9 protein-coding genes and 2 rRNA genes are annotated in these 9414 nt (G+C 40.9%); 7 read left to right on the top strand and 4 right to left on the bottom strand.

Going from position 1 to position 9414, the window contains the following annotated elements; genetic code table 11:
- Window positions 1-185: 185 nt before the first annotated feature.
- From AB1397_01145 to AB1397_01115, 7 genes are read left to right on the top strand one after another with little or no spacing between them, the layout of a single operon-like run.
- Complete coding sequence (locus AB1397_01145; GenBank protein MEW6481607.1) at window positions 186-392, top strand: hypothetical protein; 207 nt, start codon at window positions 186-188, stop codon at window positions 390-392.
- Window positions 392-658: a type II toxin-antitoxin system YafQ family toxin gene (locus tag AB1397_01140; GenBank protein MEW6481606.1), complete on the top strand. Its 267-nt coding sequence runs from the start codon at window positions 392-394 to the stop codon at window positions 656-658. Before AB1397_01145 ends, AB1397_01140 begins: the two co-directional genes overlap by 1 nt.
- Window positions 659-673: 15 nt before the next feature.
- On the top strand, window positions 674-874 hold the full coding sequence (locus tag AB1397_01135; GenBank protein MEW6481605.1) for a hypothetical protein: 201 nt from the start codon (window positions 674-676) through the stop codon (window positions 872-874).
- Window positions 793-1536: a branched-chain amino acid ABC transporter permease gene (locus tag AB1397_01130; protein ID MEW6481604.1), complete on the top strand. Its 744-nt coding sequence runs from the start codon at window positions 793-795 to the stop codon at window positions 1534-1536. Before AB1397_01135 ends, AB1397_01130 begins: the two co-directional genes overlap by 82 nt.
- Entirely contained in the window at window positions 1533-2522 is a 990-nt protein-coding gene (locus AB1397_01125; GenBank protein MEW6481603.1) for a branched-chain amino acid ABC transporter permease, read from the top strand. Before AB1397_01130 ends, AB1397_01125 begins: the two co-directional genes overlap by 4 nt.
- Complete coding sequence (locus AB1397_01120; GenBank protein ID MEW6481602.1) at window positions 2497-3252, top strand: ABC transporter ATP-binding protein; 756 nt, start codon at window positions 2497-2499, stop codon at window positions 3250-3252. The genes AB1397_01125 and AB1397_01120 overlap by 26 nt, the downstream gene beginning before the upstream one ends.
- Window positions 3245-3943, top strand: coding sequence for an ABC transporter ATP-binding protein (locus AB1397_01115; GenBank protein ID MEW6481601.1), 699 nt, complete (start codon window positions 3245-3247; stop codon window positions 3941-3943). Before AB1397_01120 ends, AB1397_01115 begins: the two co-directional genes overlap by 8 nt.
- 1 nt (window position 3944) lies before the next feature.
- On the opposite strand, the gene mreC is transcribed toward AB1397_01115, so the two are convergent.
- The 4 genes from mreC to AB1397_01095 form a co-directional block, all read right to left on the bottom strand.
- A complete protein-coding gene (gene mreC / locus AB1397_01110) occupies window positions 3945-4736 on the bottom strand; it encodes a rod shape-determining protein MreC (GenBank protein ID MEW6481600.1) in 792 nt (263 codons plus the stop codon).
- Complete coding sequence (locus AB1397_01105) at window positions 4709-5773, bottom strand: rod shape-determining protein (GenBank protein ID MEW6481599.1); 1065 nt, start codon at window positions 5771-5773, stop codon at window positions 4709-4711. Before AB1397_01105 ends, mreC begins: the two co-directional genes overlap by 28 nt.
- Before the next feature lie 58 nt (window positions 5774-5831).
- Window positions 5832-5948, bottom strand: a 5S ribosomal RNA gene (rrf, locus tag AB1397_01100).
- 101 nt (window positions 5949-6049) lie between these two features.
- A 23S ribosomal RNA gene (locus tag AB1397_01095) occupies window positions 6050-9414 on the bottom strand; the annotation flags it as partial.

Below are 9414 nucleotides of genomic sequence, written 5' to 3'. Positions count from 1 at the left end.
CAATCTCTAATTCTGGTCTTGACAATCTAAAGGTAATTAACTGGGTAAAAAATGTTAATTATCAAGGGATTTTGGGAGAGACAAAATTTGATGAAAAGGGAGATACCTTGAATAAGGCTATTAGTGTTTATAAGGTAGAGGGAGAAAAATTTGTATTGATTAAGGAATAGGGTAAAAGGGCAATTATGGATGCATTAAGATATGATAATTTAATTGAATCTGTAAAATCATTACCCAGGGAAGAAAAAGAAGACCTTAAATTTCTAATAGATAAATATCTTATAGAGGAAAAAAGAGAAGAAATCTACAGAAATTATCAAAATAGCTTGAAAGAATCAAAACTGGAATTTTCAAGTGATGTAGACAAACTAAGAAAAATGATAGAAGAATGATAGAAATTAGTTTTAGCTCTTCCTTTAAAAGAGCGTATAGAAAAAGAATTAAAGGAAATGAAGAGCTAGAACGAAAATTTTGGGGAAGGGTAGAAATATTTATAAAAAATCATTTTGATAAGGCTTTAAAAACACACAAGTTGTCAGGAAGGCTACAAGACTTATGGAGTTTTAGCATTGACTATAATATACGGATAATATTTTATTTTGTTGACAACAACAGAGTAGTATTTGTAGATATAGGGAAACATGATGAAGTTTATTAAATTCAGAGAGGAATAATGTTCATCTCAGAGCTTTTAAATGGGATTACCCTGGGAGGCATTTATGCCCTTCTAGCCTTGGGTTATACAATGGTCTATGGAATCCTTTTAATGATTAACTTTGCCCATTCTGAAATATTTATGCTTGGTGCATTCTTTGGCTTACTCTCCTATTTTTTTTTCATTCAAGCCCCCTTTCATTTCTCTTTTCATTCTTAAGTTGCGGGTTATTAGGAATCCTTATAGAAAGGTCTGCATATAGGCCACTTCGTAAGTCTGAAAGGCTTATTCCCTTAATTAGTGCAATAGGCGTATCCATATTCTTACAAAACCTTGTAATGCTTATTGCCTCTCCAGAATCAAAGCCCTATCCCTTCATCTTTCCATATTTTAAAATTTTAGAAACCAAGATCAATTCCTTACAAATTTTTATCATTGTCCTTACCATTATCTTGATGATTACCCTAAATCTTTTTATTGCAAAGACAAAACTTGGAATGGCAATGAGGGCTGTTTCGCAAGACAGAATAACATCTTCTCTTATGGGAGTAAATGTAAATTTTATTATTTCTCTGGCATTCTTTATTGGTGGAGGCCTAGGAGGCATAGCTGGTTTCTTAAATGGGCTTTATTATGGCTCTATAAAATACAATATGGGATTTATCCCTGGAATAAAGGCATTTACAGCGGCTGTTTTGGGTGGAATTGGAAACATTAAGGGAGCAATCCTTGGAGGCTATGTGCTTGGAATCCTTGAGGCATTTTGTGCAGGGTATATATCTTCAGAAAACAAGGATATTCTTGCCTTTGTTGTTTTAATCCTTGTTCTTATCTTTAAACCAACCGGGCTGATGGGAGAGAGGACACCTGAAAAATTATGAAAAAGAAGGCTATTTTGTTTTCCACTATTCTTTCTCTTATCCTTTTTCCCTTTTTTAGCAATAGATTTGGCAATGTTTATCTTGTCCATATCCTTGCCTTAATTGGAATTTACATTATCCTCTCTTTGGGGCTAAACCTTACCATAGGTTTAACCGGACTTCTGGATTTAGGTTTTTGTGCATTTTATGCGATTGGTGCCTATAGCTCGGTTTTGCTTAACCTCTCTGGTGTATCTTTTTGGTTTTGTCTGCCTTTGAGTATAGGAATTAGCCTTTTATTTCGCTTCCTTTTGGGAAAGCCTGTTTTGCATCTTAGGGGAGATTATCTTGCCATTGTTACATTGGGATTTGGAGAGATTACGAGACTTGCCTTGAATAATTGGGACAGCCTTACAAATGGACCAAAGGGGCTTCCGAAAGTAGGCGGAATAATCTCTCCTCCTAAAATATCCTCTTTTGTCTTTAGGGAGGATATACATTTTTACTACCTTATCCTATTTTTTGTCCTACTTGTTGTGATCATTTCATATCGGCTTGAAAATTCAAGGATTGGTAGGGCATTGGTAGCAATAAGGGAGGATGAAACAGTAGCATCTGCTATGGGAATAGACGTTAGCAATCTAAAGATGACAGCATTTTTGTTTAGTGGAGGAATCGCTGGTTTGGCTGGATGCCTTTATAGCCATTGGATAGGCTTTATTTCACCAGAGAGTTTTACATTTTGGGAATCTGTTTTTTTGGTGTGTATGGTTGTGCTTGGTGGAATAGGAAGTATTCCTGGGGTTATCCTGGGTGTATTTCTTCTTGTAGGGGTCCCTGAGGTTCTTCGGATATTCTTGGGTCAAGCATTGGTTAGCTATAGGATGCTTGTCTTTGGATTTGCAATGATTGTTATGGTTATTTTAAGACCAGAGGGCATTATTCCCTCCATAAGAAGGGTCTATGAATTAAGGGTTAAAAATGATATTAGAGACAAAAAATATTAGTAAAAGCTTTGGTGGCGTTAAGGCATTAAGCAATCTGGATTTTTCAATAGAAAAGGGAGAGATTGTTAGTGTTATTGGTCCAAATGGCTCTGGCAAAACAACATTTTTTAATCTCATAACAGGCTTTTATAAACCAGACAAGGGAGAGATTCTCTTTAAACAAAAAAGGATTGATAGTTTAGCTCCCCATCAGATTACACATCTTGGCATTAGCCGAACATTTCAGAATATTAGGCTATTTCCCAATATGACAGCATTAGAAAATGTTATGATAGGAAGGCATACAAGGACAAAGGGAGAGCTTTTTGAGGCAATTTTCAGACTTCCTTCATTTAAAAAAGAAGAGGAGGAGATAACAAATAGCTCAAAGGAGACATTGGATTTTGTCTCCCTCCTTGGGGTTGGAAATTATCTTGCCAGAAATCTTCCCTATGGAGACCAGAGGAGAATTGAGATAGCCAGAGCATTATCATCAGAGCCAGATTTGCTCCTTTTGGATGAGCCAACCGCAGGGATGAATAAGAAAGAGAACAAAGAGATAATTTCCCTTGTCCGAAAAATAAGGGATAGAGGAAAAACCATTATTTTGATTGAACACCAGATGGATGTTGTAATGGAAGTCTCGGATAGAATTGTGGTTCTGGATTATGGAGAAAAGATTGCAAGTGGAAAACCAGATGAGATAAAGAATGACCCTTGTGTGATCAAAGCGTATTTAGGAGATGCTTGAGATTGTAAAGCTATTTGTCTCTTATGGAAAGGTTGAGGTATTAAAAGGGATAAGCCTTTTTGTAGATGAGAAAGAGATAGTAGCTATTCTTGGAGCAAATGGTGCAGGAAAAACAACCCTCCTTAAGACAATCTCGGGAATCCTTTCTCCTTCAAAAGGAGAGATAAGGTTTTTTGGAGAAAGGATTAACCAGGTTCCTCCCCATCAGATTACCAAGCTGGGAATAATCCATGTGCCAGAGGGAAGAAAGATATTTCCAAGGTTAAGTGTAGCTGAAAACCTAAAGATGGGTGCATTTTTGCTTAATAAAAAATGGATAAAAGAAGGGATGGAAAGGGTATTTTCCCTATTTCCAATTTTGAAAGAGAGGCTTCATCAATTGGGAGGAACATTGAGTGGAGGGGAGCAGCAGATGCTGGCTTTAGGAAGGGCAATTATGGCAAAACCAAAGCTCCTCCTTTTGGATGAGCCATCTATGGGTATTGCTCCTATGCTCGTAGAAAAGATATTTATCACAATTAAGGAAATAAACAAAAGGGGAATCCCTATTCTTCTCGTAGAGCAAAATGCCCATAAATCATTAGAAATTGCAGATAGGGCTTATATCCTTGAGGTAGGAAGAATTGTTTTAGAAGGTAAAACCTCCCTTCTTATTAAAAACGAAGAGGTAAAGGCGGCATATCTTGGGTGATTTATGGAACAAAGACAAGGACCTCCTCAAGAGAAGAAAAGGAAACAGCTGGTCTTACAAATACCTTTTTAAACAGCCCACTTTTTTTAGAAGAAACCCTCTCTACATAACCAATGAGAATACCCTGCGGGGTTAACTCATCTTGAACAGTAATCACAGGTTCTTTTAGCATTACAGGTATTCTGTTTTCTATAAATTTAAGCTCCATTTTGCCTTTCTGGCCTACTAAAAGCCCCTTCTCTCTTGTTACATCAAGCCTGGCTGGAATGGAAAATAGAGGATCTGTGGCAAGAAGGACAAGGGACGATTGAGAAAAAACATCAATTACCCTTCCTATAAAAACCTCCCTCTCTTTAAAAAGGCAAACCACAGATGAACCCTTTTTTATCCCATCGCTTAAGCCTTTATCAATGATAATGGTTGAAGATATAGCATCAGAGGAAAAACCTAGTGTATTAGCTATGATGAGATTAAAACCTGTTTTTTCTTTGTAAGAAAGGATGTTGCGAAGTCTTTTGTTTTCTTTAATTATCTCGTCTGTCTTTGCATATTTATGAAGAAGTAAGCTAATCTCTTTTTTTAATTCTTCCTTTTCTTTTGTAAGCCTTATATTATCCTTTACAGCTTCATTAAAATGGAAAGGAGCCCCCCTTATTTTCCCACCAAGTAGCTCTATAGGAATGATAACCCTACGAAAAGAATCCCTTAATTTCTCGGGATTTATGATAATCATAAGAAAAGATAGGGCAAGAGGAATAAAGACCCTTACTTTGAGGAAAGCCTTGATACCCATTGTAGGCTAGCCCTTTTCTTTGCCATTTTGATATTTTTCAGCTCATCAAGGTATTTCCCAGTTCCAATGGCTACACATTTGGTTGAATCTTCTGCAACCACAACAGGAAGAGAGGTTTCCTCAGAGATTAGTTTATTAAGGCCATTAAGAAGAGAACCTCCCCCTGCCATTGTTATCCCCTTATCAACAATATCAGATGAAAGCTCAGGCGGTGTTTCCTCCAGGGCAGACTTTATAACATCAATAATAAAACTTATAGGCTCCTTTAATGCCTCCCGTACCTTATCCGATGAAATTCTTAATGTCCTTGGAAGCCCTGTATTTGCATCCCTTCCCTTTACTTCCATTATGCCCTCTTCAGTAAGTGGATATGCAGAACCAATCTTTATCTTTATTTCCTCTGCTGTTCTATCTCCTATCAAAAGGTTATAATGCTTCCTTATATATTGAACAATTGCCTCATCCATTTCATTCCCAGCAATACGGATAGACTTACTAATCACCATCCCTCCAAGGGAGATAACCGCAACCTCTGTTGTTCCTCCACCAATATCAACAATCATATGGCCGGTTGGTTCCTGAACAGGGATATTTGCACCAATAGCCGCTGCCATAGGCTCTTCAATTAAATAAACCTCAGAGGCTCCAGCTTGTTCTGCCGCTTCAATAACAGCCCTCCTTTCCACCTCTGTTATTCCAGAGGGAACACCAATAACAATCCTTGGTTTAAATGGCAGAAATGTCTTCTTTGTATTAGCCTTCTGGATAAAGTATCTAATCATATCCTGCGTTATTTCAAAATCTGCAATAACACCATCCCTTAATGGCTGAATGGCAACAATATTTGCGGGCGTCCTTCCCAGCATCCTTTTTGCATCATTTCCTACCGCAAGAATATCTCTTGTCTCCCTATTTATGGCAACCACAGATGGCTCACATAAAACAATTCCCTCTCCCTTTAAATAAACAAGGGTTGTGGCTGTTCCCAAATCCATCCCCATATCATTTGAGAAAAAAGCAAGAATTTTCTTAAACATTGTTAAATTATAAAGGAAAAAAAGGGGTTTGTCTATTAAATCTTTATAAAAACAAAAAATCCTGCAACTTCCTACTCTTCCACACCGTCACCAGTGTAGTACCATCGGCTCCAAGGGGCTTAACGACCGTATTCGGAATGAGAACGGGTGTTTCCCCCTCGACATTGTCACAGGACATTTTCTTTCGCTTCGCTCAAGAATTGCAAATTGTAAATTGAAAGTAAAAAATATTTTAAAATTTACAATCTTTGAGAAGGATAATCTATGGTAGCACAGGAAAAGACACACGACTTATTAGTACGGCTCGGCTTTTAAGTTTTTCAAAAAAGGAATTTGTAGCAAGCCACTCTTTCCCTCTCATCCAAACCTAAATTTTTAACGAATTACTTCGCTTCCACCTACCGCCTATCAACCAGATAATCTCTCTGGAGTCTTCAGGAGGATAGAAGGAAGTCTCTCTACCTTAACTTGTAAATAAGCAAGCTCATTTACTCATTAAGGCTTTGATCTTTCCCTCCAGAGCTACGGGAGATCTCATCTTGGGGTATGCTTCCCGCTTAGATGCTTTCAGCGATTATCACTTCCAAACATAGCTACCCAGCCTATGCCCTTGGTAGGACAACTGGTACACTAGAGGTTTGTCCATTCCGGTCCTCTCGTACTAGGAATAGCTCCCCTTCAAATCTCCTGCGCCCACAGCAGATAGGGACCGAACTGTCTCACGACGTTCTAAACCCAGCTCACGTACCGCTTTAATCGGCGAACAGACGAACCCTTGGGACCTGCTCCAGCCCCAGGATGCGATGAGCCGACATCGAGGTGCCAAACCTTGCCGTCGATATGGACTCTTGGGCAAGATAAGCCTGTTATCCCCGGAGTACCTTTTATCCGATGAGCGACGGCCTTTCCACACAGAACCGCCGGATCACTAAGCCCGACTTTCGTCTCTGCTTGAGGTGTCCCTCTTGCAGTCAAGCTCCCTTATGCCTTTATACTCTTCGTGTGATTGCCAAACACACTGAGGGAACCTTTGGACTCCTCCGTTACTTTTTAGGAGGAAACCGCCCCAGTTAAACTGCCCACCAGGCATTGTTCCTCTCCCTGCTTCAAGGGAGTAGGTTAGAACCTGAATATGTTAAGGGTGGTATTTCAACGGTGGCTCCACAGAAGCTAGCGCCCCTGCTTCAAAGCCTCCCACCTATCCTACACATAACACACCCAAATTCAATGCCAAGCTACAGTAAAGGTTCACGGGGTCTTTCCGTCCCGCTGCGGGTAACTTGCATCTTCGCAAGTACTACAATTTCGCCGAGTCCCTGGTTGAGACAGTGCCCAAGTCGTTACGCCATTCGTGCGGGTCGGAACTTCTTTTAGACTATATCTTCACTTGCTCAATTGCTTTAGGAGCTTTTCTTTTTTGTATCTTCTCTTTCCCGATGGATTCATCGTATACGCTAACTCAATAATGGTTGGAAGATAAACCCGTGAGCGATGCAGGTTTTTGCTTATCATCTCACAGACTTTCTTAAAGGCTTCAAAATCTTTCTGCTTCGATGTCTGTAATGGATATTTGATAAAATGAGGGATAATTGTTCTTCGTAAATCTTTGATGCTCCTTACCTCATATTTGTAACACCTATCCCTTTTTGAAAACCTTATCCCACCAACCTTGAAGTATTCGCGGATCTTTTTTAATGTTTCAATATCTCTCTCATTAAGAGAAACAGAAAAGCTTGGCCTTACTTCAATTCCTGTTTTTAATCTTCTCTTTAATGAAAAAGAGACCGAGAAACTTCCCTCTCCATCTACCAGACCGGTAATATAATATTGCTCCATCGCAACCTCCTTTTTAGCAAGTGCCGGCGTATTGACTACTTTTGGTAGTCCTCACCTTTCGGATCAGTCGTTACGGGGTTGGGTTTGCCAACTTCCCACGGTATGGGGTTTCCCTTCTACCGTTATAAGCCGGTTTTAATCGGGCAAGTCCGAACTTACCCGACAAGGAATTTCGCTACCTTAGGACCGTTATAGTTACGGCCGCCGTTTACTGGGGCTTCAATTCAGGGCTTCACCCCTTCTTGCGAAAGGGCTGACCCCTCCTCTTAACCTTCCAGCACCGGGCAGGCGTCAGGCCCTATACATCGTCTTTAAGACTTGGCAGAGCCCTGTGTTTTTAATAAACAGTCGCTTGGGCCATTTCTCTGCGGCCATATTAAACAGAAAAGGCAAGCCTATTCTATTCTCTATGGCACCCCTTCTCCCGAGGTTACGGGGTTATTTTGCCGAGTTCCTTAACCAGGGTTGTCTCGAGCACCTTAGTATGCTCTACTAGCCTGCCTGTGTCGGTTTGTGGTACAGACACCCTTAATCTCCCAAAGGAGCTTTTCCTGACGGCATGGGATTAGCTACTTCTCCCATTGGCTTTCGCCGCTAGATCCCCATCAGCCTTCAGCAGCTTTTGCTGCCTTTAGCCTTGAACGAGCATATCCAAAAACTCGCATAGCCTACCCTTCCGTGTCACTCCCTTGCTCAATAATTAAAGGTGGTACAGGAATTTTAACCTGTCTTCCATCGCCTACGCCTCTTGGCCTCGGCTTAGGGTCTGACTTACCCTGAGCAGATTAGCTTTACTCAAGGAAACCTTAGGCTTTCGGCGGAGGGGTTTCTCACCCCTCTGATCGCTACTCATGCTGACATACTCACTTCCACATTGTCCAGCGCTCCTTTCAGTACGCCTTCATCCTTGTGTGGAACGCTCCTCTACCATATAAAAGTCTAAAGGGTCTTGGAGTCTAAGGGTCTTGGAGTCAATTGACTCTTTGACTCTCTAACTCCTGACTCTCTGACTCTATATATCCATAGCTTCGGTTGCCGGCTTAGCCCCGTTGGATTGTCGGCGCAAAGCCACTCGAACAGTGAGCTGTTACGCACTCTTTAAATGATGGCTGCTTCTAAGCCAACATCCTGATTGTCTTTGCAACTTCACATCCTTTCCCACTTAGCCTGCATTAGGGACCTTAGCTGATGGTCTGGGTTGTTTCCCTTTAGACGATGAGGCTTATCCCCCACGGTCTCACTCCCAGGATAAAAATTATGGCATTCGGAGTTTGATTGGGTTTGGTAACCCTCTCGGGCCCCTAGTCCATTCAGTGCTCTACCACCATAATTCATTACCTGAGGCTGCACCTAAATGCATTTCGAGGAGAACCAGCTATCACCCGGTTTGTTTAGCCTTTCACTCCTATCCACAGCTCATCCGAGCAGTTTTCCACCTACACCGGTTCGGGCCTTCACAGGGGATTAACCCTGCTTCACCCTGGCCATGGATAGATCACCGGGCTTCGGGTCTACTAAATGCTACTAAACGCCCTTTTAAGACTCGCTTTCGCTACGGCTTCAGGGCTTATACCCTTTAACCTTGCAACACCTAGTAACTCGCCAGCTCATTATTCAAAAGGCACGCCATTAGGCATTCCAGTGGCCAATAAAGACGCCGATTTCAAGGAGTAAGTTCCAAGAAAAAAACCGAAGTTTTTCGCTTGTTAAGCTTACTACGCTTAAAAACCCTTGCCTTTATTACCTAACCTGGCATAGCCCTCTGACAGCTTGTAGGTATACCGTTTCAGGTACTATTTCACTCT

It is taken from the genome of bacterium, from assembly GCA_040756715.1.
Taxonomy (GTDB): domain Bacteria; phylum UBA9089; class UBA9088; order UBA9088; family UBA9088; genus JBFLYE01.
The sequence above is the reverse complement of the archived record's forward strand: the minus strand, read 5'-3'. Positions and strand labels throughout refer to the sequence as shown.

Coding starts and splice junctions, on each gene's coding strand:
- AB1397_01145 (MEW6481607.1), top strand. CDS start 186: ATGGATGCATTAAGATATGATAATTTAATTGAATCTGTAAAATCATTA.
- AB1397_01135 (MEW6481605.1), top strand. CDS start 674: ATGTTCATCTCAGAGCTTTTAAATGGGATTACCCTGGGAGGCATTTAT.
- AB1397_01125 (MEW6481603.1), top strand. CDS start 1,533: ATGAAAAAGAAGGCTATTTTGTTTTCCACTATTCTTTCTCTTATCCTT.
- AB1397_01120 (MEW6481602.1), top strand. CDS start 2,497: ATGATATTAGAGACAAAAAATATTAGTAAAAGCTTTGGTGGCGTTAAG.
- AB1397_01115 (MEW6481601.1), top strand. CDS start 3,245: ATGCTTGAGATTGTAAAGCTATTTGTCTCTTATGGAAAGGTTGAGGTA.
- mreC (MEW6481600.1), bottom strand. CDS start 4,736: ATGGGTATCAAGGCTTTCCTCAAAGTAAGGGTCTTTATTCCTCTTGCC.
- AB1397_01105 (MEW6481599.1), bottom strand. CDS start 5,773: ATGTTTAAGAAAATTCTTGCTTTTTTCTCAAATGATATGGGGATGGAT.